Here is a 23,764-nt window from a genome sequence, read left to right as displayed (position 1 = left end):
GGAGGCCGAAACAGGATCAAAGATGAATGACAGCCAGGTCTAGCCGGCCGTAATCCCCCTCGCCGTGCTCGCTTCTGGGTGGAACATGATGGGTTTTCACCACCTGATCCCCTTGCAGGGTTTCCAGGTGAATGTCGAAGCCCCACAGCCGGTGCAGGTGCTTGAGCACTTCCTCGGTGGAATCGCCCAGTGGCTTGCGGTCGTGCTGCTGGTGACGCAAGGTCAGCGAGCGGTCGCCGCGCCGGTCGATGCTATAGATCTGGATGTTGGGTTCACGATTGCCCAGATTGTATTGCGCCGCCAGGGTTTCGCGGATGGTTCGATAGCCCTCTTCATCGTGGATCGCCGGAACCAGCAGATCGTCCTTCTGATCGTCATCGAGAATGCTGAACAGCTTCAGGTCGCGGATTACCTTCGGTGACAGGTACTGCAGGATGAAGCTCTCGTCCTTGAAGCTGCTCATGGCGAATTTGATGCTGGACAGCCAGTCTGTGCCGGCGATTTCCGGGAACCAGCGGTAGTCCTCTTCGGTAGGCTGTTCGCATATCCGCCGGATATCGCGATACATGGCAAAACCGAGGGTGTAGGGGTTGATTCCGCTGTAGTAGGGGCTGTCGAAGCCCGGCTGGAACACCACGCTGGTATGGGACGTCAGGAACTCCATCATGAAGCCATCGGTGACCAGGCCTTCGTCATACAAGTCGTTCATCAAGGTGTAGTGCCAGAAGGTGGCCCAGCCTTCGTTCATCACCTGCGTCTGGCGCTGTGGATAAAAATACTGGGCGATCTTGCGCACGATCCGCACGATTTCACGTTGCCATGGCTCCAGCAGCGGGGCGTGTTTTTCGATGAAATACAGGATGTTTTCCTGGGGCTCGGCGGGGAAGCGTGCGTTGTCCTTGTCGCTGAATTTGTCCGCGCCTTTTGGAATGGTTCGCCACAAATCGTTGATCTGCTTTTGCAGATGTTCTTCCCGATCCTTCTGCCGACGGCGTTCTTCTTCGGCGGAAATCGGATAAGGGCGTTTGTAACGGTCGACCCCGTAATTCATCAGCGCATGGCAGGAATCGAGCAAGTCCTCTACCGCGTCGATACCGTGGCGTTCTTCGCACTGCATGATGTACTGCTTGGCGAACACCAGGTAATCGATGATCGAGCTGGCGTCGGTCCAGGTGCGGAACAGGTAATTACCCTTGAAGAAGCTGTTATGGCCATAGCAGGCGTGAGCCACCACCAGGGCCTGCATGCAGATGGTGTTTTCTTCCATCAGATAGGCGATGCAAGGGTCCGAGTTGATCACAATCTCGTAGGCCAGCCCCATCTGGCCGCGGCTGTAGGATTTTTCGGTACTTAGGAAGTGTTTGCCATAGGACCAATGGTGATAACCCAGGGGCATGCCCACAGAGGCGTAGGCGTCCATCATCTGTTCGGCAGTGATCACTTCGATCTGGTTGGGGTAGGTATCGAGCGCATAGCGGGCCGCAAGACGACTGATTTCGCGGTCGTAGGCCTGGATCAGCTCGAACGTCCATTCAGAGCCGGTGGAAATGGGTTGGCGCTTCTGCTCTTTGGCGGTCATGTCACTAACCTGCGCTGGAAGAGTTCACGGAAGACCGGATAGATATCTCCGGCCGAGACCAGTTGCTGCTGGGCAAAAGTGTCAGAGAAGGCTTCGGCGATGCGTTCGTACTCGAACCACAGGGCCTGGTGTTCGCGCGGGGTAATCTCTACATAAGTGTAGTACTGCACGAACGGCATGATCTGGTTGATCAGAATGTCGCGGCAGATCGGCGAGTCGTCGTTCCAGTTATCGCCGTCGGACGCCTGGGCGGCATAGATATTCCACTCATTGCTCGGATAACGCTCGGCCATGATCTCCTGCATCAGTTTAAGGGCGCTGGAGACGATGGTGCCGCCGGTTTCCCTGGAGTAGAAAAACTCCTCCTCATCCACTTCGCGGGCACTGGTGTGGTGGCGGATGAACACGACGTCGATTTTGTCGTAGTTCCGCTTGAGGAACAGGTACAGCAGGATGAAGAAGCGCTTGGCGATGTCCTTGGTCGCCTGGGTCATGGAGCCGGACACGTCCATCAGGCAGAACATCACTGCTTTGGAGCTGGGGTTCGGCTGCTTGATGAGCAGGTTGTACTTGAGGTCAAAGGTGTCGAGAAATGGCACTCGGTGAATGCGCGCACTGAGTTTCTCGATTTCCGCTTCGAGTTCCTGGATGTCGCCGAAGTTGTCCGGCTCCTCCCGTCTAAGCCGGGCGAGCTCCTCTTTGACTTCGCGCAGTTTTGCCCGGCTGCTGCCGGACAGGGCGATTCGCCGGGCATGGGCCGAACGCAGCGTGCGGATAATGTTGATCCGTGACGGGTTGCCCTCGTTGCTGATGCCCGCGCGTACGGTCTTGAAGGTGTCGGTGCCAGTCAGGTGACGTTTGACCAGGTTAGGCAGTTCAAGGTCCTCGAACATGAATTCGAGGAATTCTTCCTGGGTGATCTGGAAGACGAATTCGTCCATCCCTTCACCCGAGTTACCGGCCTTGCCGGGGCCTCTGCCGCCGCCACCTCCGGGCGGACGGGCAATGTGCTCGCCGCTGGTGAACTCCTTGTTGCCCGGGTGCACGATGGTCTGCTTGCCGCCCCGGCCATGGTGAAGCACCGGCTCGTCGATGTCGCGGCCGGGAATGCTGATTTGCTCGCCGTGTTCCATGTCGGTAATGGAACGCCGGCCTACCGCCTCTTCGACGGCCTTTTTGATGTGATCACGGTAGCGCCGCAGAAACCGCTGACGGTTTACCGTGCTCTTGTTCTTGCCATTGAGACGTCGGTCGATCACATAGCTCATGACTGCTCCTTAGAAGCTGTCCTGAAAGGGGCGAGCGGTTACGCAGCATCGACACCTGTGCCGAGGGATGTTCACGCTCCCCCAAGCGCTTCTGGATGCTGCCTGAACCTCGTTACCGACTTTCGAACACCTCCCAGAGGTCTGTGTAACAGAAAAAGCGTACACAGGCCTCTGGCTAACGACAACCGGTCTGACCGGCAGCGGGTTACTGTGATTTTCTGACCCGCAGATACCACTCGGACAGCAGTCGTACCTGTTTGTCGGTGTAGCCCCGCTCGACCATCCGTGTGACGAAGTCGTTGTGTTTCTGCTGGTCCTCTTTGCTGGCCTTGGCATTGAAGCTGATGACCGGCAGCAGGTCCTCGGTGTTGGAGAACATTTTCTTCTCGATGACCACCCGCAGTTTTTCGTAGCTGAGCCAGGTTGGGTTCTTGCCGTTGTTGTTGGCACGGGCGCGCAGTACGAAGTTGACGATTTCGTTGCGGAAATCCTTCGGATTGCTGATGCCGGCCGGTTTCTCGATTTTCTCCAGTTCCTCGTTCAGGGCTACGCGGTTGAGGATCTCGCCGGTTTCCGGATCGCGGTATTCCTGATCCTGAATCCAGAAGTCGGCGTACAGCACATAGCGATCGAAGATGTTCTGGCCGTACTCGCTGTAAGACTCGAGGTAGGCAGTCTGGATCTCCTTGCCGATGAATTCGATGTAACGCGGCGCCAGGTACTCTTTCAGGAAGCGCAGATAGCGTTCGCGGGTCTCGGCCTGGAATTGTTCCTGTTCGATCTGCTGTTCCAGCACGTAGAGCAGATGCACCGGGTTGGCGGCGATTTCGTGCGGATCGAAGTTGAAGACTTTCGACAGGATCTTGAAGGCGAAGCGGGTCGACAGACCGTTCATGCCTTCGTCGACACCTGCTGCGTCGCGGTATTCCTGTATCGACTTGGCCTTCGGATCGGTGTCCTTGAGGTTTTCGCCGTCATACACGCGCATCTTGGAGTAGATGTTGGAGTTTTCCGGCTCTTTAAGGCGCGAGAGCACGGTGAACTGAGCGAGCATTTTCAGGGTGTCGGGCGCGCAATGGGCCTTGGCCAGCGAGCTGTTGAACAGCAGCTTGTCGTAGATCTTCACCTCGTCGCTGACACGCAGGCAGTACGGCACTTTGACGATATAGATCCGGTCGATGAAGGCTTCGTTGTTCTTGTTGTTCCGGAAGGTGTGCCATTCTGATTCGTTGGAGTGGGCCAGCAGAATCCCGGTGAACGGAATTGCCCCCAAGCCTTCGGTGCTGTTGTAGTTGCCTTCCTGAGTGGCCGTCAGCAATGGGTGCAGCACCTTGATCGGTGCCTTGAACATTTCGACGAACTCCATCAGGCCCTGGTTGGCCCGGCACAGCGCGCCCGAATAGCTGTAGGCATCGGCGTCGTTCTGCGGGAACTCTTCCAGTTTGCGAATATCGACCTTGCCCACCAGTGCCGAGATGTCCTGGTTGTTTTCATCGCCCGGCTCGGTTTTCGCAACTGCAATCTGGTTGAGGATCGATGGATAGAGTTTCACCACGCGGAACTGGCTGATGTCGCCGCCGAATTCGGCCAGGCGCTTGGTAGCCCATGGCGACATGATGGTGTTGAGGTAGCGCCGGGGAATGCCGAAGTCTTCCTCGAGGATCGCGCCATCTTCAGTGGCGTTGAACAGACCCAGGGGCGACTCGAAAACCGGCGAGCCCTTGATTGCGTAAAAGGGCACTTTCTCGATCAGCTGTTTGAGCTTTTCGGCCAAAGATGACTTACCGCCACCGACTGGGCCCAGCAGGTAGAGGATCTGTTTCTTTTCTTCCAGACCCTGAGCGGCATGGCGGAAATACGACACAATCTGGTCGATGCATTCTTCCATCCCGTGGAAGTCTTCAAAGGCCGGATAGCGGCGGATCACCTTGTTGGAAAAGATGCGCGACAGCCTCGAGTTGGTTGAGGTGTCGAGCAGTTCCGGTTCGCCGATGGCCAGCAAGAGACGCTCGGCCGCGGAAACGTAGGCGCTGCGGTCCTTTTTGCACAGTTCCAGATACTCTTGCAGCGAGAGTTCTTCCTGGCGCGTGGACTCGAAGCGTTGTTGGAAGTGGCTAAAGATACTCATGACGTCACCTCGCTCGATACGTGGAGCCGACGCCGGATCACTCAGTCGATGCTGGCAGCAACCGAACAGGCAGTTGCTGTTTACCCCCCAGAACTCTTCCGGAGCTGACTACTCCGAAAGCTACTCCCGATGACCCGTGCGCCGGTGTACCGGCTCTCCCCTGTTTTGGATGGCCTGCGCTTAAGGATAGTTGGGAATTTGGGAGGTAAAGGCAAGATACGTAATTAGTTGTGGCAGACCGTTCGTCTGTAATCGCGCGAGCCCACGGGGGCCGGGGCTTGCGCATTACAAAATAATTATTCGGAAGTGCCTTGCGCCGTTTCCGAAGGGTAGGTCGTACGCCACAGCTCAAAACCGCCGTCCATGCTGTAGACGTCGGAAAAGCCCTGGCTGATCAGATAAGCAGCTGCGCCCTGGCTGGAATTTCCGTGATAGCAGACCACTACCGTCGGCGCATCCAGATCGGCGCCCTGGATGAAAGCATGCAGAGAATGGTTATCCAGATGCTTCGAGCCTTTGATGTGCAGCGCGGCAAATGTTGCCGGGTCGCGGACATCGACCACCACCGCGCCTTGTTCGCGCAGGGCCTGGGCCTGTTCTGGGGGGATACGTTTGAATTCGCTCATGGCGGGCTCCTGTGGCTCGGCTGAAAGCGCAGTCTAGCGCGGGGCGCTGGCTGACGTTTGTTCGGGAATAGAGGTGGCGACTGCCGGTCGAACGTGGCCATGGGCGTCGCATTTGCATCGCAGGTGCTCGAAGGTGTCGACGTTCATCAGGGTCATGGCGCCACCCCAGACACAACCGGTGTCGAGGGCAAAGAGCCCGGGTTCGTTGCACTGGCCTTCGAGCGCCGCCCAATGGCCGAAGATGATCTTCAGGCCTTTGGTCTTGCGTTCCTTGTGCGCGAACCATGGCGCATAACCCGGCGGTGCGGTGTCGATGCCTTCCTTGCCCTTGAGGTCGAGTTTGCCGTCGCTGGTGCAGAAACGCATCCGGGTGAAATAGTTGGTGATGACTCGCAGACGGGCCGCGCCTTTGAGGTCGTTGTCCCATTTCACCGGCTCGTTACCGTACATGCCGTCAAGGTAAGGCGCGAAGCGGTTGTCATCGCGCAGGGCTTCTTCGACTTCGGCGGCGCATTTCAAGGCTTTGCGCAGCGACCATTGTGGGGGGATGCCGGCATGGACCAGGGCGATATCGCGCTGGTCGTCGTAGTGCATGAGCTTTTGCTGGCGAACCCACTCCAGCAGCTCCGCACGATCGGGTGCTTCAAGAATCTCGCGCAAGGTATCGGCTTTCTTCAGGCGCTCGATGTTTTGCCCGACGGCCAGCAAGTGCAGGTCATGGTTACCGAGTACGCACACCAGCGACTCGCGGATGCTATAGAGGAAGCGCAAGGCTTCCAGCGACTGTGGGCCGCGGTTGATGAGATCACCCACCAGCCACAGACGGTCCCGTGCAGGGTCGAAGGCCACTTGCTTGAGCAGGCATTTGAGCGGTTCAAGGCAACCTTGCACATCACCGACGGCATACGTCGCCATTAGTGCAACGCTCCGGGTACCGCCAGGCGGAACGGCGCGATGATGGCGTCGAAGTGCTTACCGTCTTCGGCGAGCATCTGGTAGGTGCCCTGCATCGTGCCGACCTTGGACGTCATGACGGTGCCGCTGCTGTAAGTGTGGCTCTTGCCCACTTCGATCAACGGCTGCTGGCCGACGACGCCCGCACCGCGAACCTCCTCGACATGGCCGTCACCGTCGGTGATGACCCAATGCCGTGAAAGCAGTCTGGCGGGTAGCAGGCCATTGTTTTGCACGGTGATGGTGTAGGCGAAGGCAAAGCGGTCGTGCTCGGGTTGCGATTGTTCTGCCAGATAGCGGGTGACGACGCTGACGTCGACCTGATAACGAGGATCGGACATGCAAAAGGCCTTAGAAACGAAGCGGAACGCGGGGCGTAGCTGATAGAACTCAGTCTAGGCCAAGTATCGGGTAGTAAACCAGAGTGGCGTCCTACCCGATAGCGCTCATCGCCTGTCAGTCGGTGGCAGGCTTTTGTAGGACTTGTTCGCTGAGCTTGTCGGCCAGGCGTACGAAGGCGGCCAGGTCGAGCTGCTCGGGGCGCAGGCTGCCATCGACGCCGGCGGCTTCGATTTCAGCATTGCTCAGCAATAGTTTCAGTGTGTTGCGCAGGGTCTTGCGGCGCTGGTTGAAAGCTTCGCGCACGACGCGCTCCAGCAGGCGATGATCCTTGGCCGGGTGCGGCAGTACCGCGTGGGGCACCAGGCGTACGATCGCGGAGTCGACTTTCGGCGGAGGATTGAACGCGCCCGGGCCGACGTTGAACAGATGCTCGACCCGGCAATGGTACTGAACCATGATCGACAGCCGACCCCAGTCACCGCCACCAGGACCCGCCGCCAGACGCTCGACCACTTCTTTTTGCAGCATGAAGTGCATGTCGCGAATCAGATTGGCGTTGTGCAACAGGTGAAAAATCAGCGGCGTAGAGATGTTGTACGGCAGGTTGCCGACCACTCGCAGGCTGTTTGGCGCGGCGTTCAGGCTGTTGAAGTCAAACTTCAGCGCGTCGCCCTGATGCAGGTTGAAGTTGCTCTTGCCAGCGAACTGCTGGTTGAGGATCGGGATCAGGTCCTTGTCCAGCTCCACGACGTCGAGTTGGGCGCCGCTGTTGAGCAGGCCCGCGGTCAATGCACCCTGGCCCGGACCGATTTCCAGCAGGCGGTCTTCAGGTTTGGCGTGAATGGAGCGCAGGATGCGGTCGATAACGCCGGCATCGTGCAGGAAGTTCTGGCCGAAGCGCTTGCGCGCCCGGTGTTGGTAATGCTCGGTCATAAACGGGTCTCGGCCATCTGGTAGGCGGTTTCCAGGGCGACTTGCAGGCTGCCGGTATCGATGTTGCCGCTGCCGGCCAGGTCCAGGGCGGTGCCGTGGTCGACCGATGTGCGGATGATCGGCAAGCCGAGGGTCACGTTGACTGCCGCGCCGAAGCCTTTGTATTTCAGCACGGGCAAGCCCTGGTCGTGGTACATCGCCAGCACCGCGTCGCAGTGCTCCAGATATTTGGGGGTAAACAGAGTGTCGGCGGGCAGGGGGCCGCGAAGGTCCATGCCCTCGCCGCGCAGGCGCTCTAATGTAGGTTCGATGATGTCGATTTCTTCGTGGCCCAGATGACCGCCTTCGCCGGCGTGCGGGTTAAGCCCGCAAACCAGGATGCGTGGCTGGGTGATGCCGAACTTTTCTTTCAGGTCGGTGTGCAGAATCCGTGTGACCCGCTCCAGCCGCTCCGGCGTGATTGCGTCGGCAATTTCGCGAAGGGGCAGGTGAGTGGTGACCAGCGCCACGCGCAAGCCGCGGGTGGCGAGCATCATCACCACTTGTGCGGTGTGGGTCAGGTCAGCGAGAAATTCCGTGTGCCCGGAAAAGGCGATCCCGGATTCATTGATCACGCCCTTGTGCACCGGGGCGGTGATCATGCCGGCGAAATGCCCGTCAAGGCAGCCTTGCCCGGCGCGGGTCAGGGTTTCCAGAACGAAGGCCGCATTGGCCTTGTCCAGTTGCCCGGCGGTGACCTTGGCGTTGAGAGGCGTATCCCACACATACAGGCTGTTGGCCGGTGCAGGAACATCCGGCCAACTGTCCGGTGTGACCGGCAGCAGATCGACAACCACGCCCAGCTGCGCGGCCCGCTCGATGAGCAGGTCGCGGCTGGTGATGGCAATCAAGGGATGTGGCTGAGCTTGCGAGGCGAGCAGCAGGCACAGGTCGGGACCTATGCCGGCTGGTTCGCCGGGGGTCAGCGCGAAACGCTTGGGTTTCACTGCGCTGCCTGGTCTGCACCAGGGAGTTTGATTTCTACGTACGCTTCGTCACGGATCTGACGCAGCCAGGTTTGCAGCTCTTCGTCGTATTTGCGGTTACGCAGTACGGTCATCGCTTGCTGCTCACGGGCCTGGACGGTGCTGTCGGTGGCGCGGCGGCCAAGGACTTCCAGTACGTGCCAGCCATATTGGGTCTTGAACGGCTTGGACAGCTGACCTTGCGGGGTCTTGGCCATCACTTCGCGGAATTCAGGCACCAGCGCGTTCGGGTCGATCCAGTTCAGGTCACCACCGTTGAGGGCGGAACCCGGATCTTCGGAGAAGCTTTTCGCCAGCTCGCCGAAATCTTCGCCCGCTTCGATACGGGTATAGAGCGACTGAGCCAGGGCCTTGGTTTTTTCTTCGTCGCGGATCGGGCTCGGTTTGACCAGGATGTGCCGTACGTGTACTTCGTCACGCACCTGGGCTTCGCCGCCACGCTTGTCGAGGATCTTCAGGATAATGAAGCCGCCCGGGGTGCGCATTGGCTGGGTCACGTCGCCAACGGCCATGGTTCCGAGCAAACGATCGAACGGAGGTGGCAGTTGAGCGGCTTTACGCCAGCCCATGTCGCCGCCTTCCAGTGCGGTTTCGCTGGCGGATTTGGCGATTGCCAACTGACCGAAGTCAGCGCCTTGCTTGAGCTGTTGGTAAACCGCGTCGGCTTGTTTGGCCGCATTCTGAATTGCGTCGGAGTTGGCGCTTTCCGGCGTAGGAATCAGGATGTTGGCCAGACGGAACTCTTCGGACAGTTGCATCTTGCCCAGGTCGGACGCCAGGAAGTTCTTCACTTCCTGCTCGGACACCTGGATGCGCTCCGCCACACGGCGCTGACGCACACGGCTGATGATCATTTCGCGGCGGATCTGGTCACGGGCATCGTCATAAGACAGGCCGTCGCGAGCCAAAGCGGCGCGGAATTGTTCGATCGACATGTTGTTGCGCTGGGCAATGGTGCCGACAGCCTGGTTCAGTTCTTCATCGGTAATGCGAATGCCGGAACGTTCGCCGATCTGCAATTGCAGGTTTTCGACGATCAGACGCTCGAGCACTTGCTGATCCAGTACGCCGGTAGGCGGTACGGCAGCACCGCGTTTGGCGATGGTTTGCTGAACCTCGTGAACGCGCCGGTCCAGTTGGCTCTGCATGACCACGTCATTGTCGACGATAGCCACCACTTTATCGATGGACTGTACCGCGGCGTTGGCCGCGGTACCCAGGAACAGCGCGCCCAGCATCAGCGGGCGCAGACAATCAGAAAGCTTGGTCTTCACGTTCACGATAACCTTGGATGCCTTTGTCGAGGAAACTCTCTACTTTGGCGCCGGTGAGGCCGCCGAGTCCCTTCAGAACAATTTGGAGGAAGACGCCGTGGTCGCCTTTTTCGTTTTGTGGAGCTTCCTGACTGAATTCGTCATAGGAAACCCAGTAACGGTTGATCAGGCGTAGTTTCCAGCAGCAGTTGTCGTACTCGAAACCACCAAAGGCTTCCAGGGTACGGTTGCGGTTGTAGTCATACTGCCAGCGGCTGATGGCGTTCCATTGCGGCACGATCGGCCAGATCACCGAGAAGTCGTGCTGTTTGATCTTGTAGTAGTCCTTCACGTAGCCAGGTTGGCCCGGGGTGCCGTAATCGCCACCGCCCACCGACCATTTACCAGTGTTCTGGTCATAACGGATCTGGTCATTGCGATAGCGATAACCGGCGTTGATGACCTTGTTCGGGTTGTCTTCAGGCTGGTAGTGGAACATCGCGCTGCCCGAGCGAGGGCTGCGGCTGTCCGGGTCCCAGTTGTAGTCTGCCGTGGTGCGCCAGTCGCGGTTCCAGCGGTATTCGTATTCCAGTGCATATGGCGAAACGTTGGCTTGAGCATCAGCGCGGGTTTTTGCATCGATACCTGGCAACTGGACTTCGCGGTCCTTGAAGTACAAGGCTTGGCCAACGCTGATGCGTTGACGTTCGAAACCATTGTCTTCGATCCAGCGGTTGGTCACGCCCAGCGACAGTTTGTTCTCGTCGCCGACGCGGTCGGAGCCGGAGAAGCGGTTGTCGCGGAACAGCGAGGCATAGTTGAAGGTGTATTCGCCGGTGTCGAATACTGGAATATCCTTCTGGTCTTCCTCAGGTACATAGAGGTAGAACAGGCGCGGTTCGAGGGTCTGGCGATAATTCTTGCCAAACCATTGGGTGTCGCGATCGAAATACAGGCCGCTGTCGATACTGACAATCGGCACGCCACGGTTCTGGTTGCTGCCGAAATGTCCATTGAGGTTTTCAGTCCCGGCTGCAGCTGCGGCTTGATCCTGGGCTACGATTTGGCTTTTGCCAGTACCGTCCAGATCCAGTTGGTACTGGGTGTATTGGTACTTGAGCGAAGGCTTCAGGAAACCATAGGTCCAGTTCAACGGCAGGCTGACAGCCGGTTTGAGATTCAAGCGGTCGCCGTTGGCACGTGCCAGGCCGGTCACGTTGTTATCAAGACGTGATGCAACCGTGCCGTCTTGGTTTACGAAGTCACCGCTCTTCAGATCCCGGTCAAATCGAACGATCTCTGTCTCGTAATCGAAGTTCAAACCTTCCGGATGATACGGCAGCTGACCATTAAAGGTGATCTGCGGCAAACGATCATACGGCGTGATGTTCGAAACGGTCGCCAGCTGATAGGCCTGGGCGTTCAAGCGAGCGGTGTAGCTGTCGCCACGATAGGTGACAGAGCCCTGCTGGTTCACGTAGTCAGCGCTTTTCACGCCAATCTGGTCAGTCTGCAGATCCTGGAAGTAATACGGATCGCTGATCTTGGTGTAGTCGACTTGCGTAAAGACGCGCGAGTCGAGGCCACCCTTGTGCTGCCAGTTGTACATGTAGCGGGTTTTTTCGTAGTCGGTCTGCTTGCTGCGCTCAGTATCTTCGTCGTTGAGGTACGCGGCGCCGAACTGACCTTCGCTGGACTTGGTCAGGTAACGGAATTCGCCTTCCATCAACAGGCCGCGCTTGCTCATGTAGCGCGGGTACAACGTGGCGTCGTAGTTTGGCGCCAGGTTGAAGTAGTACGGGGTGACCAGCATGAAGCCGGTATCGCTGCCTGTGCCGATGGTCGGCGGCAGGAAGCCGGACTGGCGACGGTCGTCGATCGGGAAATAGATGTACGGCGTGTACAGAACCGGAATGTCCTTGACCCGCAGCGTCACGTTGGTCGCGGTACCGAAACCGGTGGCCGGGTTCAAGGTGATGTTGTTGCCCTTGAGCTGCCAGGCATTGCTGTTCGGTTCGCATGTGGTGTACGTACCGTCCTTGAGACGGATGATCGCGTTCTCGGCACGTTTGGCGTACAGCGCGTTACCGCGGATGCGCGACTTGTGCATCACGTATTCGGCGTTGTCGACCTTGGCTTCACCGGTGTCGAGCTGCACGTCGGCGTGGTCGCCGACGATCAGTGCGCCATTGTCGCGAATGCGCACGTTGCCGGCCAGTTCGCCACGGCTCTCGGCCTGGTACAGGTTCGCTTCGTCGGCTTCGACCTGCATGCTGCCCTGACGCATGACCACGTCACCGGCCAGGGTCGCGACTTGCTCTTCCTGCTTATAGCGGGAGGCCTTGGCGCCGATAAAGGTTGGAGCGTCGCTTTTATTCGTCTTGTCATTCATGCCAGGACGAATCGGTTCGATATAGGAACCAGAGCAGTAAGGACCGGTTTCGGCCAATTGCGCTGCAGTGAGCTTCTCGCGCGGAACCCAGTCGAGGTGGCTGTAGTCTTCACTACGCGACTTCAGGCCGCGGCCCTTGGACTCGGTAACCAGCACAGGCTTGGCGCCGGTGTCTTCGCTGGAGGCGGTGCCTGCCGGGGCTTCGCCAGTGGCGGAGACTGCGCTGCCCTCATGCACGGGGCGCGGCGGCAATGCAGCGGCCGGTGATTTTGGCGCACAGTCCCAGGCACCCGAAGCAGAGACTGAGCAGTCATACTGTTCCGCGGCGACCACGAACGACGTGGCCAGGGGTTGCAGGGCCAGCAGACTGCCGGTAACCAACAACGGAAATTTTTTACGAAACGCGGGGGATTTCAATGCCATCTTATTAGTCCGGGCTTCCTGCGTGCCATCTGCCCGCGGTGTGGGCCGCACGCCTCTCGATGGTCTGAAAAAGATGTCGGATAATAAAGCATGACCCGCTTGACGGCTAGCGCCGTCGGAGACCCTTGCAATGCCTGACCAAGATGTACGCTTGCAACACCTGAAAGTTTGGCTCGATGAACAGTTGGCTATCCTCTTTGCAGAACAAGGTTGGGGCGCCGTGCCCCCGGCCACGTTGACCGCGGCCAGTAGCGACGCGAGTTTTCGGCGCTATTTCCGCTGGGAAGGCGCAGGCAGAAGTTTCGTCGTGATGGATGCGCCACCGCCCCAGGAAAACTGCAAACCCTTCGTGGATATCGCTTTTCTGCTGGCGAAATCCGGCATAAACGTGCCGAAAATTTATGCTGAAGACCTTGAACGCGGTTTTCTTTTGCTCAATGACCTGGGCAACAAGACGTACCTGGACGTGATCGACAGCGAAAACGCCGATGATTTGTTCAAGGATGCCCTGCAAGCGTTGTTGGCTTTCCAGCAGTTGCCGATGGTGGCGCCGCTACCGAGTTATGACGTCGCGTTGCTGCGTCGCGAGCTCGAACTGTTCCCCGAGTGGTACGTGAAGCGCGAACTGGGTATCGAGTTCGATGCTGCGCAGCAGGTGCTCTGGCAGCAGGTCAGCGACCTGCTGATCGACAGCGCCCTGGCTCAGCCCAAAGTCCTGGTACATCGCGACTACATGCCGCGCAATTTGATGCGCAGCGAGCCGAATCCCGGCGTGCTGGATTTCCAGGACGCGGTCTACGGACCAGTGACTTATGACGTGACCTGCCTGTTCAAGGACGCCTTCCTCAGCTGGCCTGAAGAACGCGTGCGCGGCTGGCTGGAAGATTACTGGCAGCAAGCCGGTGCGCTCGACATCCCGGTTCAGCCGGACTTTGAAGACTTTCTGCGCGCCAGCGACCTGATGGGCGTGCAGCGTCACTTGAAAGTCATCGGTATCTTCGCCCGCATCTGCCATCGCGACGGCAAGCCACGCTATCTCGGCGATGTGCCGCGTTTCTTTGCTTATATAGACGCGGTCATTGCCCGTCGCCCTGAACTGGCTGAGCTGGATGTGTTGCTGGCCAGTCTGCGTGCTGGAGTGAAGGCATGAAGGCAATGATTCTGGCGGCGGGTAAAGGCGAGCGCATGCGTCCGCTGACCCTGACCACGCCAAAACCGCTGGTTCGCGCCGGCGGAGCACCCTTGATCGAGTATCACCTGCACGCGCTGGCGGCGGCAGGGTTTACCGAGATCGTGATCAACCATGCCTGGCTCGGTCAGCAGATCGAAGATTATCTGGGCGATGGCTCGAAATATGGCGTGAGCATTCAGTATTCGCCGGAAGGTGAACCGCTGGAAACCGGTGGTGGTATTTTCCGCGCGTTGCCGTTGTTGGGTGATGAGGCTTTTGTGGTGGTCAATGGCGACATCTGGACCGACTACGACTTCAGCGTGTTGCACCAGCCCATCGTCGGGCTCGCCCATTTGATCCTGGCGGACAACCCGGTACATCACCCGAACGGGGATTTCACCCTGGTCGATGGCCATGTGCAGGACGGTCAGCCGGATACCTCAACCCTGACCTACAGCGGCATCGCCGTGCTGCACCCGCAGCTGTTTGACGGTTGCTCGGCCGGGGCCTTCAAGCTTGCGCCATTGTTGCGCAAAGCCATGGCCGATGGACAAGTGACGGGCGAGCGCCTGAATGGACATTGGGTGGATGTCGGCACTCACGAGCGCCTGGCTGAAGTAGAAACCTTGATAGAAGCGAGACGCTGACATGTTGTGGCCAGGGACTCTGATTGGAGCCGGAGTGGGCTTTGCCATAGCCAGCATTCCGGGGGCCATGCTCGGTGCTTTGTTGGGACAGGCGTTGGATCGGCGCTTGCACCTGCAGAGCTGGGCGCATTTATGGGAAAAATTCGGTGGCCGCTCGGTGCTGCGCAACGATGAACTGCTGTTCGTGTTGCTGGGCCGATTGGCCAAGAGTGATGGGCGGGTAGTGGATGGCCACATCCAGCAGGCACGGCAGGAAATGCGTGCGCTGGAGATGACCGAGTCGGCGCAACGTCGGGCGATAGCGGCGTTCAACCGCGGCAAGTCGGGGCACGATCGGTTGCGTGGTTATCTGCGACGCTTGAGTGCTCAGCCCTATGCCGCGGAAGGCGTGTTGCGTGCCTGTTGGCGGATGGTCTGGGCCGATGGTCGCGCCGGTAGCAGCGAGCGCGAACTGATTGCCCAGTGGGGCAAATGGTTGGGCTGGACGCCGCAACAGGTGCAGGCACTGGCGAGCGACTATGAGCCGAAGCGACCATTGGTCAGCAGCGCGATTACGTATCAGGACGCCTTGCGGCTCTTGGGAGTGTCGGCGACCAGCGAGCCGGCACAGATCAAACGCGCCTATCGACGCCTGCTCAGTCGCCATCATCCGGACAAGATTGCCGGCAGCGGTGCGACGGCGTTGCAGGTTCGTGAGGCGACGGACAAGACTCGTGAATTGCACAACGCCTACACGTTGATTCGTGAACGGCGGGACTTTCGATAGCAGGGCAGAGTTGTGTCGCCCGCGAATGGGGCGACGCGATCCATCAGTCCGCCGCAGGCTGCGGATTCAACCATCCCCGCACCCGGCGAACCAACTGCTCTTGCTCAGCCTTGGCATTGCCCGGCAGTGCCTTGAGCGAGACCTGGCTGAACGCCGATGTCTTCAAGCGTTTATTGGCCTGCAAGCGTTCCAGTGCCGCGTTGCGATCCAGTGGTTTGTCCATATAGAAGATGTCGGCAGTCGGCAGCTTGATCGTCGGTGTCAACTCGGCAAGCTCAGGCTTCGCCGTAACAGGCGTCTGGGCGGCGACCATCACGAACTTCTCGACTTGCGATGGCTGCTTCTCGCTCAGATAGCGCGCGGCCCAGTAAGCGCCGGTGCCATGCCCCAGCACGACGACTTTTCGAGCGCTTTGCTGTTCGGCATAAGCGATGGCCGCGTCGATGCGAGCGAAGATTCGCTCGGCGTCGGCTTTGGCGTGTTCTTCGGTGGTTTCGGCGATAGCCTTGTCGGCCACCTCCGCTTCGCCGCCGGCGGCCTGTTCGATGGGCGCCGCGGTGGTCGAGTCTTTGCTGCCGGTATCAGGCGCTTTGGGGGCGGGCGCCACTTCGATGATACGTGGCGCAATGGCTTCGCTTTGCAGATCCGGCAAGGTGATACTCAGGCTGCTCCACTCGGCGTCCGGCAATTGGCGGCGCAATGGGCTGATTGCTTGCGGCCAGTCAACGGTTTCACCGGCACCCGGGATGATAATCACCGCACCTTTGGGCTCGGCGGTATTGGCCGGTTTCCACAAGGCGAGAAAGCTGTCGGAACCGGCTTGCAGTTGTTGCTGTTCCTGCGCCGGGATTTTTCGCTCAAGTGCCGTCGCTTCTTCCTGACTACGCTCAAGCAGCGGCTGGCGTTCGACCGGTTTTTCTTCGGCGGTTTTTTCCGCAGTGGCAGATGCCGGGTCGGCCGCCTCGACGGAAAAGGCGCACGGCAGGATCAACGACAGGCACAATGCTGGCAGTGCCAGGCGGTAGACAGGGGGCATCGGATATTCCAGGCCAGAAGTTATTCCGGCAGCCTAATGGGTTGGTCAGTATTTGTCAGTGTGTGAGACTTCGATGATGCATTTTCGCTGCCTGTGGGTTATCGGCTGTTTGTGGTTTCCCTTGATGGGCTGGGCGGCTCCCGCGCCACCGGCGCACGTCGTGTCATTGTCTTCGGCGCAACAGCAATGGCTGGCGCAGCATGAAGAGTTGCGGGTCGGGGTGGTGTTGCAAGCGCCCTATGCCCAATACGATCGCCGCTTGCAGCGCCTGTCCGGGGTCAACATCGAGTTGATGAAGTGGCTGGCCAAGTCGCTCAAGGTCGAGCTGAGCTGGCGTAATTATCCTGATCTTGCGCAACTGGAAGCCGCCGCGCGCGAAGGCGATATCGATATCGCGCCGGGACTGACCCAGACTCCCGCCGGTTTACGACTCTGGCAATTTTCCGATCCGTACATGCGGGTGCCGCAACTGGTGGTCAGCGACCAGAAGAGCACCGGTGTGGTGGAGCTGGAAAAACTCGACAGTCAGACCCGCGTCGCCGTGCGCATGCCCAGCGTCACCGCGGATTTTTTGCGTAGCACCTATCCGCATCTGAACCTGCAAGGCGTGCCTTTGGAGCGCCAGGCGCTGCAACTGTTGTTGAGTCAGCAAGCCGGTTACGCGGTGGTCGATGAAGCGCAATTCGGGCGTCTGGCTGCAGAGCCTGAGTTCGCCGGGCTGGCCGTGGTGGGCGACATCGGTTTCCCGCAACTGTTGCGAGTGGCCACGCGTCGGGACTGGCCGGAGTTGGCCGGCATCGTCGAAAACGCGCTGCGCGCGATACCGGCCAAAGACCTCGAGCGACTGCACGATCAATGGCTGCAACCCAAGTACCCGCGGCTGTCCGATTCACCGGTTTTCTGGAAAAACCTCTGTCTGCTGTTGCTGGTGTTATTGCTGAGCAGCATGGCCATTGTGTACTGGCAGCGTCGTCAGCAACACAGTCTGGAGCAACGTTTGCTGGCGGCGCGCGAAGACATTGCCCTGCGCGAGGCCAGCGAAGAAGCCTTGCGCCTCACGCAGTTCTCCATCGATCAAAGCACCGTCGGCATCCTTTGGGTCAACTGGGACAGCCATGTGCGCTACGCCAACCGTGCCGCCGAAAGTATGCTCGGCTATCCGGCGGGCGGGATCATTGATCGACCATTGATCGATTTCGAGCCCGGTTTGCACATGGACCGCTGGCTGAGTCTGTGGAAGCGCGCCCGGGCCAGTGAGGAAGGGCCGCTAAGTTTCGAAACCAATTGCGTGCGGGCCGATGGCAGTATTCTGCCGGCGGATGTTTCGTTGAGTTTCTTGCGGTTTCGTGAGGGCGAATACCTGGTGGTTTACCTCAACGACGTCACCGAGCGTCGTCGCGCCCTGGCCGCCTTGCAGGAAAGCGAAGCGCGGCTGCAAGGCATCGCCGCCAACGTCCCCGGACTGGTCTTTCGTCTGGAGCGCGCACCAGTAACCGGGCAGATCGACTTTGCCTACATCAGTGAAGGCAGCGAGAGCCTGGTGGGGTACTCGCCGGCCACCCTGGCCCATCGGGACAAAGGCCTGCGCAGCCTGGTGCATCCGGATGACAAGGCCAGTTATCACCAGACTCAGGACCATGCGCTGGACACCGACAGCGACTGGTCGTGGCAGGGGCGGATTCTGACTCGTCAGGGCGAACAGCGCTGGGCCGAGATCAAGGCCATTACCCGCCGACTGGAAGACGGCGCCTATGTCTGGGACGGGATTGTCTGGGACATCACCGAGAGCAAGCGCATCGAGCTGGAGCTGGCCAGCTCCCGTGAGCAGTTGCGCGAGTTGTCTGCGCACCTGGAGAGCGTGAGGGAAGAGGAGAAGGCGCGGATTGCCCGGGAAGTTCACGACGAGCTGGGGCAGATGTTGACTGTGTTGAAGCTGGAAACGTCCATGTGCGAACTGGCTTATGCGCAGCTCGACCCTGGCCTGCACGAGCGCTTGAACAGCATGAAGCGTTTGATCGCGCAGCTGTTTCAACTGGTGCGTGATGTGGCCACGGCGCTGCGGCCACCGATTCTCGATGCCGGGATCGCCTCGGCCATCGAGTGGCAGGCCCGACGGTTCGAGGCACGCACCCATATTCCGTGTCTGGTACAAGTGCCGGATAACTTGCCGGTGCTCAGCGATGCCAAGGCCATCGGCCTGTTCCGCATCCTTCAGGAAGCGCTGACCAATGTCATGCGTCACGCCAAGGCGCATACTGTTGAACTGACGCTGGCCCTTGAGGGCGATGAGCTTTGTCTGACTGTCAGCGATGATGGCGTAGGATTTGTCGCCGCGCCTGGCAGGCCGACATCCTTTGGCGTGGTCGGCATGCGTGAGCGGGTGTTGATCATGGGCGGGCAATTGTCGCTTGAGAGTGAGCCGGGGGAGGGCACGACACTGACGGTGCGAGTGCCGCTGGATGAAGCCTGATGGTTTTGTGTTGTTTGAGCTGGCGCCTTTGCAGGCAAGCCCGCGATAGATCCTGGTTCTGACATAAGAAGAATGGAGAAGAACGTGATCCGTGTATTGGTAGCCGAAGACCACACCATCGTTCGCGAAGGCATCAAGCAATTGATCGGCCTGGCCAAGGACTTGCTGGTGGTCGGGGAGGCGAGCAATGGCGAGCAGTTGCTCGATACCTTGCGCCATGTTCCCTGCGAAGTGGTGTTGCTGGACATCTCCATGCCCGGGGTCAACGGCCTGGAAGCGATCCCGCGGATTCGCGCCTTGAACAATCCGCCGGCGATTCTGGTGCTGTCGATGCACGACGAAGCGCAGATGGCCGCTCGGGCGTTGAAGGTCGGCGCTGCGGGTTACGCGACCAAGGACAGCGATCCGGCATTGTTGCTGACGGCGATTCGCAAGGTCGCGGCGGGCGGGCGCTACATCGATCCAGACCTGGCCGACCGCATGGTTTTCGAGGTTGGCCTGACCGATACACGGCCGTTGCATTCGTTGCTGTCGGAGCGTGAATTCTCGGTATTCGAACGCCTGGCCCAGGGCGCCAACGTCAACGACATCGCCCAGCAACTGGCCTTGAGCAGCAAAACCATCAGTACCCACAAGGCGCGGCTGATGCAGAAGCTCAACATCACCTCCCTGGCCGAACTGGTGAAGTACGCGATGGAACACAAACTCCTCTGAAGCAGTACGCGATCACCCGTAGGAGCTGCCGCAGGCTGCGATCTTTTGATCTTGATCTTCGGCTATCTTGAAGCCGCCAAAAGATCGCAGCCTGCGGCAGCTCCTACAGGGACCGTAACGGCATGCCCAATTGCGACATGCCTTAAACACTGTTTTCGCCGGTTCTTGCGGCTTGCAGCTCACCGTCTGTCGCCATCAAGAATCGACATATCCATCCCCGCCATCCTTGTAGGGCAATCCCTACCCCCAACCTTCCATCCGGCTGAGGCGATTCTCTCCTGCGCCCCGATTTGCGCGGCTCCCAGCGTCCACTAGGCTTAGTCCACAGCAGTCATCAATAACAAAGGTGTGGGTATGAGCCAGGTTGATTCAAGTGCAGGGGCCAGCGATATTCTGGTCAGCTTTCGTGGAGTGCAAAAGAGCTACGACGGCGAGAACCTGATTGTCAAAGACCTCAACCTGGAAATTCGCAAAGGCGAATTCCTGACCTTGCTCGGGCCGTCCGGTTCCGGCAAAACCACCAGTCTGATGATGCTCGCCGGCTTCGAAACGCCGACCGCCGGGGAGATTCAACTGGCCGGGCGTTCCATCAACAACGTGCCACCGCACAAGCGCGACATCGGCATGGTGTTCCAGAACTACGCGTTGTTTCCGCACATGACCGTGTCCGAGAACCTGGCGTTCCCGCTGACCGTGCGCGGCTTGAACAAAAGCGACGTCAGTGACCGGGTCAAGCGTGTGCTGAGCATGGTTCAGCTCGACACCTTCGCCCAGCGCTATCCGGCACAACTGTCCGGCGGTCAGCAGCAGCGTGTGGCCCTGGCTCGCGCCCTGGTGTTCGAACCGCAACTGGTGCTGATGGACGAACCGCTCGGCGCACTGGACAAACAACTGCGTGAACACATGCAGATGGAAATCAAACACCTGCACCAGCGCCTCGGCGTGACCGTGGTCTACGTGACCCACGACCAGGGCGAAGCCCTGACCATGTCCGACCGTGTCGCCGTGTTCCACCAGGGCGAGATCCAGCAGATCGCGCCACCGCGCACGCTCTATGAAGAGCCGAAAAATACTTTCGTCGCCAACTTCATCGGCGAGAACAACCGCCTCAACGGCCGCTTGCACAGCCATACCGGTGATCGCTGCGTGGTCGAGCTCGGTCGCGGTGAAAAGGTTGAAGCACTGGCGGTCAACGTCGGCAAGACCGGCGAACCCGTCACGCTGTCGATTCGTCCGGAGCGCGTGAGCCTCAATGGCTCGAGCGAGTCCTGTGTCAACCGCTTCTCGGGAAGGGTGGCGGAATTCATCTATCTGGGCGACCACGTCCGGGTTCGCCTGGAAGTCTGCGGCAAGACCGACTTCTTCGTGAAACAACCGATTGCCGAGCTCGATCCTGCGCTGGCTGTCGGCGACGTGGTACCGCTTGGCTGGCAGGTCGAACACGTTCGCGCGCTCGACCCACTTCTAGAGGCGCATTGATCGCCCCCTGCTTCACCAACACCAACCCTGCACGTGGAGAGAACAATAAATGTTGAGATCCCTGAAATTCACCGCCCTGGTCGTCGGCATGATCGGCGCGGCGCACGCGATGGCGGCTGGCCCGGACCTGACCGTGGTGTCCTTTGGCGGGGCGAACAAGGCGGCGCAGGTCAAAGCCTTCTACGCACCATGGGAAGCGGCGGGCCACGGCAAAATCGTCGCTGGCGAATACAACGGCGAAATGGCCAAGGTCAAAGCCATGGTCGACACCAAGAGCGTGTCCTGGGACCTGGTGGAAGTTGAATCGCCGGAACTGTCCCGTGGTTGCGACGAAGACATGTTCGAGCAACTCGATCCGAAGCTGTTCGGCAAGTCTGAAGACTACGTCAAAGGCGCTATCCAGCCTTGCGGCGTGGGCTTCTTCGTGTGGTCGACCGTGCTGGCCTACAACGCTGACAAGCTGAAAACCGCTCCGACCAGTTGGGCTGATTTCTGGGACACCAAGAAATTCCCGGGCAAGCGCGGCCTGCGCAAAGGCGCCAAGTACACCCTGGAATTCGCACTGATGGCTGACGGCGTTGCGCCGAAAGACGTCTACAAAGTGCTGGCCGGCAAAGATGGCCAGGACCGCGCGTTCAAGAAACTCGATGAACTCAAGCCAAGCATCCAGTGGTGGGAAGCCGGCGCACAACCGCCGCAATACCTCGCCTCCGGTGACGTGGTCATGAGCTCGGCCTATAACGGCCGGATCGCCGCGGTACAAAAAGAAAGCAACCTGAAAGTGGTGTGGAACGGCGGCATCTACGACTTCGACGCATGGGCCATTCCAAAAGGTCTGGACAAGACCCGTGCCGAAGCTGCGAAGAAATTCATCGCCTTCTCGGTGCAGCCGCAACAGCAGAAGACCTACTCGGAAAACATCGCCTACGGCCCGGCCAACACCCAGGCTGTGCCGTTGCTGGCCAAGGATGTCCTGAAAGACATGCCGACCACCCCGGAAAACATCGCCAACCAGGTGCAGATCGACGTCAGCTTCTGGGCTGACAACGGCGAGCAACTGGAGCAGCGCTTCAATTCCTGGGCTGCGAAGTAACCAGAGGGCTAGCCCTCTTGTGAGGGCGAGCCTTTGTGGTGAGGGGGCTTGCCCCCGTTGGGTCGCGAAGCGGCCCTAAAACCTGCAACCGCGATGTATCAGGTACACCGGATGCATGGTTTCACGGCTGCTTCGCAGCCGAACGGGGGCAAGCCCCCTCGCCACAATTTCGCTCCCCCTTATCGATTGATCAAAGATTTCCGGAGTACGCCATGGCTATCGCCGTTCCCGTGAACGCGGGCACCGACCCCACCTTGAAGCAGCGGCTAAAGCACGCCGAGCGAATCAACCGCTGGAAAGCACAAGCCTTGATCGCGCCGTTGGTGCTGTTTCTGTTGCTGGTGTTCCTGGTGCCGATCGTGGCGCTGCTCTACAAAAGCGTCGGTAACCCGGAAGTGGTCGGCGTGATGCCGCGCACCGTGGCTGCCATTACCAGTTGGGATGGCCGAGGCCTGCCGGCAGAGCCTGTGTACAAGGCCGCCAGCGAAGACCTCGCCGAAGCCCGCAAGAATCAGACCTTGGGTGATTTGTCCAAGCGCTTGAACATGGAGTTGGCCGGCTACCGCAGCCTGCTGACCAAAACCGCGCGCGCCTTGCCGTTCGCCACGGAGCCTGCTTCATATAAAGAAGCGCTGGAAGGACTCGACGAGCGCTGGGGCGATCCGGCCTATTGGCAGGTGGTGCGCCGCAACACCAGTGGCGTGACGCCTTATTACCTGCTGGCCGCCGTCGACCACCGTATCGACGACCTCGGCGAACTGGCCCGGGCCACTCCCGATCAGGCGATCTACCTCGACATCTTTGCCCGTACGTTCTGGATGGGCCTGATCATCACCATGATCTGCCTGGTGCTTGCCTATCCGCTGGCCTACCTGCTGGCGAACCTGCCCTCGCGCCAAAGCAACCTGCTGATGATTCTGGTGCTGTTGCCGTTCTGGACCTCGATTCTGGTGCGGGTCGCGGCGTGGATCGTGTTGCTACAATCGGGCGGCTTGATCAACAGTGGCCTGATGGCCATGGGCGTCATCGATAAGCCGCTGGAGCTGGTGTTCAACCGCACCGGGGTCTACATCTCGATGGTGCACATCCTGCTGCCGTTCATGATTCTGCCGATCTACAGCGTGATGAAAGGTATCTCGCCGACTTACATGCGTGCGGCGATTTCCCTGGGCTGCCACCCGTTCGCCAGTTTCTGGCGGGTGTACTTCCCGCAGACCTATGCCGGTGTTGGCGCCGGTTGCCTGTTGGTGTTCATCCTCGCCATCGGCTACTACATCACCCCGGCGTTGCTGGGCAGCCCGAACGATCAGATGGTCAGTTACTTCGTCGCCTTCTACACCAACACCAGCATCAACTGGGGCATGGCGACCGCACTCGGTGGGCTGTTGCTGCTGGCGACCGTGGTGCTTTATCTGATTTACAGCTGGCTGGTGGGCGCCAGTCGCCTGCGCCTGAGCTAAGGAGA

19 protein-coding genes are annotated in these 23,764 nt (G+C 59.4%); 8 read left to right on the top strand and 11 right to left on the bottom strand.

Features of this window, described 5'->3' with window-relative positions; genetic code table 11:
* Nucleotides 1–16: 16 nt before the first annotated feature.
* The 10 genes from ACEN9A_RS27165 to ACEN9A_RS27120 form a co-directional block, all read right to left on the bottom strand.
* The gene (locus tag ACEN9A_RS27165; protein WP_018928846.1) at nucleotides 17–1,579 is read right to left on the bottom strand and encodes a SpoVR family protein; all 1,563 of its coding nucleotides are present in this window, start codon (nucleotides 1,577–1,579) and stop codon (nucleotides 17–19) included.
* Nucleotides 1,576–2,847 carry a YeaH/YhbH family protein gene (locus ACEN9A_RS27160; protein WP_018928847.1) on the bottom strand — a complete coding sequence of 424 codons (1,272 nt, stop codon included), beginning with the start codon at nucleotides 2,845–2,847 and terminating at the stop codon, nucleotides 1,576–1,578. Before ACEN9A_RS27160 ends, ACEN9A_RS27165 begins: the two co-directional genes overlap by 4 nt.
* Before the next feature lie 205 nt (nucleotides 2,848–3,052).
* Complete coding sequence (locus ACEN9A_RS27155) at nucleotides 3,053–4,975, bottom strand: PrkA family serine protein kinase (protein ID WP_007904259.1); 1,923 nt, start codon at nucleotides 4,973–4,975, stop codon at nucleotides 3,053–3,055.
* Nucleotides 4,976–5,271: 296 nt separating this feature from the next.
* A complete protein-coding gene (gene glpE / locus ACEN9A_RS27150) occupies nucleotides 5,272–5,601 on the bottom strand; it encodes a thiosulfate sulfurtransferase GlpE (RefSeq protein WP_258671327.1) in 330 nt (109 codons plus the stop codon).
* A 33-nt stretch (nucleotides 5,602–5,634) separates the two neighbouring features.
* Nucleotides 5,635–6,516 (bottom strand): symmetrical bis(5'-nucleosyl)-tetraphosphatase, encoded by an 882-nt coding sequence (locus ACEN9A_RS27145; protein WP_258671326.1) that lies wholly within the window; start codon nucleotides 6,514–6,516, stop codon nucleotides 5,635–5,637.
* Nucleotides 6,516–6,896: a Co2+/Mg2+ efflux facilitator ApaG/CorD gene (gene apaG / locus ACEN9A_RS27140; RefSeq protein WP_258671324.1), complete on the bottom strand. Its 381-nt coding sequence runs from the start codon at nucleotides 6,894–6,896 to the stop codon at nucleotides 6,516–6,518. The genes ACEN9A_RS27145 and apaG overlap by 1 nt, the downstream gene beginning before the upstream one ends.
* Nucleotides 6,897–7,011: 115 nt before the next feature.
* A complete protein-coding gene (rsmA, locus tag ACEN9A_RS27135) occupies nucleotides 7,012–7,830 on the bottom strand; it encodes a 16S rRNA (adenine(1518)-N(6)/adenine(1519)-N(6))-dimethyltransferase RsmA (RefSeq protein ID WP_019650336.1) in 819 nt (272 codons plus the stop codon).
* Entirely contained in the window at nucleotides 7,827–8,816 is a 990-nt protein-coding gene (pdxA, locus tag ACEN9A_RS27130; protein WP_258671321.1) for a 4-hydroxythreonine-4-phosphate dehydrogenase PdxA, read from the bottom strand. Before pdxA ends, rsmA begins: the two co-directional genes overlap by 4 nt.
* Complete coding sequence (surA, locus tag ACEN9A_RS27125; RefSeq protein ID WP_019650338.1) at nucleotides 8,813–10,129, bottom strand: peptidylprolyl isomerase SurA; 1,317 nt, start codon at nucleotides 10,127–10,129, stop codon at nucleotides 8,813–8,815. Before surA ends, pdxA begins: the two co-directional genes overlap by 4 nt.
* Nucleotides 10,110–12,923 carry an LPS-assembly protein LptD gene (locus ACEN9A_RS27120; protein WP_258671316.1) on the bottom strand — a complete coding sequence of 938 codons (2,814 nt, stop codon included), beginning with the start codon at nucleotides 12,921–12,923 and terminating at the stop codon, nucleotides 10,110–10,112. Before ACEN9A_RS27120 ends, surA begins: the two co-directional genes overlap by 20 nt.
* Before the next feature lie 130 nt (nucleotides 12,924–13,053).
* On the opposite strand from ACEN9A_RS27120, the gene ACEN9A_RS27115 reads away from it, so the two are divergent.
* Genes ACEN9A_RS27115 through ACEN9A_RS27105 form a run of 3 tightly spaced genes read left to right on the top strand, consistent with a single transcriptional unit; the run spans nucleotide 13,054 to nucleotide 15,507 of the window.
* Nucleotides 13,054–14,073 (top strand): aminoglycoside phosphotransferase family protein, encoded by a 1,020-nt coding sequence (locus tag ACEN9A_RS27115; RefSeq protein WP_258671314.1) that lies wholly within the window; start codon nucleotides 13,054–13,056, stop codon nucleotides 14,071–14,073.
* Nucleotides 14,070–14,741 carry an N-acetylmuramate alpha-1-phosphate uridylyltransferase MurU gene (gene murU, locus ACEN9A_RS27110; RefSeq protein ID WP_258671311.1) on the top strand — a complete coding sequence of 224 codons (672 nt, stop codon included), beginning with the start codon at nucleotides 14,070–14,072 and terminating at the stop codon, nucleotides 14,739–14,741. The genes ACEN9A_RS27115 and murU overlap by 4 nt, the downstream gene beginning before the upstream one ends.
* Nucleotide 14,742: 1 nt before the next feature.
* Nucleotides 14,743–15,507: a TerB family tellurite resistance protein gene (locus tag ACEN9A_RS27105; RefSeq protein ID WP_026345947.1), complete on the top strand. Its 765-nt coding sequence runs from the start codon at nucleotides 14,743–14,745 to the stop codon at nucleotides 15,505–15,507.
* A 43-nt stretch (nucleotides 15,508–15,550) separates the two neighbouring features.
* Here ACEN9A_RS27105 and ACEN9A_RS27100 read toward each other — a convergent pair whose 3' ends face one another.
* Nucleotides 15,551–16,543, bottom strand: a complete 993-nt coding sequence (locus tag ACEN9A_RS27100) for an alpha/beta hydrolase family protein (protein WP_258671310.1) — start codon at nucleotides 16,541–16,543, stop codon at nucleotides 15,551–15,553.
* A gap of 73 nt (nucleotides 16,544–16,616) precedes the next feature.
* Here ACEN9A_RS27100 and ACEN9A_RS27095 point away from each other — a divergent pair, with 73 nt between their 5' ends.
* From ACEN9A_RS27095 to ACEN9A_RS27075, 5 genes are all read left to right on the top strand, one after another.
* The gene (locus ACEN9A_RS27095; RefSeq protein WP_258671309.1) at nucleotides 16,617–19,013 is read left to right on the top strand and encodes a PAS domain-containing sensor histidine kinase; all 2,397 of its coding nucleotides are present in this window, start codon (nucleotides 16,617–16,619) and stop codon (nucleotides 19,011–19,013) included.
* 84 nt (nucleotides 19,014–19,097) lie between these two features.
* Nucleotides 19,098–19,727: a response regulator gene (locus ACEN9A_RS27090; protein WP_495688550.1), complete on the top strand. Its 630-nt coding sequence runs from the start codon at nucleotides 19,098–19,100 to the stop codon at nucleotides 19,725–19,727.
* 354 nt (nucleotides 19,728–20,081) lie between these two features.
* The gene (locus tag ACEN9A_RS27085; RefSeq protein WP_018928861.1) at nucleotides 20,082–21,206 is read left to right on the top strand and encodes an ABC transporter ATP-binding protein; all 1,125 of its coding nucleotides are present in this window, start codon (nucleotides 20,082–20,084) and stop codon (nucleotides 21,204–21,206) included.
* Nucleotides 21,207–21,255: 49 nt separating this feature from the next.
* The gene (locus ACEN9A_RS27080) at nucleotides 21,256–22,299 is read left to right on the top strand and encodes an ABC transporter substrate-binding protein (RefSeq protein WP_019650345.1); all 1,044 of its coding nucleotides are present in this window, start codon (nucleotides 21,256–21,258) and stop codon (nucleotides 22,297–22,299) included.
* A gap of 212 nt (nucleotides 22,300–22,511) precedes the next feature.
* Complete coding sequence (locus ACEN9A_RS27075) at nucleotides 22,512–23,759, top strand: ABC transporter permease (RefSeq protein ID WP_258671305.1); 1,248 nt, start codon at nucleotides 22,512–22,514, stop codon at nucleotides 23,757–23,759.
* Nucleotides 23,760–23,764 lie beyond the last annotated feature (5 nt).

The sequence above is a fragment of the Pseudomonas sp. Pseusp18 genome (assembly GCF_059506005.1).
The sequence above is the reverse complement of the archived record's forward strand: the minus strand, read 5'-3'. Positions and strand labels throughout refer to the sequence as shown.